General features: G+C 64.1%; 1 protein-coding gene. It reads left to right on the top strand.

The features are described 5' to 3' along the window. Positions 1–175: 175 nt before the first annotated feature. Positions 176–970, top strand: coding sequence for an IS5 family transposase (locus tag GFY24_RS40835; RefSeq protein WP_309231927.1), 795 nt, complete (start codon positions 176–178; stop codon positions 968–970). The last annotated feature ends 21 nt before the right edge of the window (positions 971–991 follow it).

The following is a 991-nucleotide window of genomic DNA, read 5'->3' as shown; positions in this document are numbered from 1 at the left end:
AGAGAGCGTCTGAGAACTCGGTGAGGGCGTCGGTGTGAGGCTCGAGATTTGAGTGAACTCCTGGTAATTCAGTGTTTACCAAGACGCTGATCTACCAGGAGTTCGTGTGCCAGTATCGCCGATTTCGTTGTGCCCGTCGTGCCCGGGTGGGTCAACGCAGGGCCACCGGTGCGCGGTGTATCCGTCGTCCTCGGTCACCGACGCCCAATGGGCGATCCTGGAACCACTGCTACCACCGCCGGGCAACACCCGCGGACACGGCGGAAGACCCGAAAAACATTGCCGCAGAACAGTACTCGATGCAATCTTCTACGTAGTTCGTGGCGGGATCGCATGGCGGCAACTCCCCTCGGACTTCCCGCCCGCGACCACGGTCTACGCCATCTTCACCCGCTGGGTGGCTTCCCGGGCGTGGCGGCGCATCCACGACGCCCTGCGTGATCAGCTCCGTGTCGGTGACGGCCGGAGCCCGCTGCCGACCGCGGCGGTGATCGACTCCCAGTCCGTCAAAGGCGCGGACACCGTCCACGGCCCGACACGCGGATTCGACGCAGGCAAGAAGATCAACGGCCGCAAACGTCACATAGCCGTCGATACCGGCGGTCTGCTGCTCGCGATCGTGGTCACCGCCGCCTCGATCCAGGACCGCGACGGCGCGCTGCGACTGGTGACCACACTCCGCGCGGCGTTCTCCACGATCACCCTGCTCTGGGCCGACGGCGGATACTCCGGGCGAATGGTCGCCTGGTCGAAATCCGTTCTGTCCCTGACTGTTCAGATCGTCAAACGCAGCGACGACACTACTGGATTCACAGTCCTGCCACGCCGCTGGGTCGTCGAGCGGACCTTGGGCTGGATCAGTCGACACCGCCGCTGCGTGCGCGACTACGAGACCAGACCCGACCACCACGAAACGATGATCCACATCGCCATGATCGCCGTTATGTCACGCCGCCTCGCACGCCGATAACCGAGTTCTCAGACGCGGTCT

The sequence above is a fragment of the Nocardia sp. SYP-A9097 genome (genome assembly GCF_009649815.1).
Lineage (GTDB): Bacteria > Actinomycetota > Actinomycetes > Mycobacteriales > Mycobacteriaceae > Nocardia.
The sequence above is the reverse complement of the archived record's forward strand: the minus strand, read 5'-3'. Positions and strand labels throughout refer to the sequence as shown.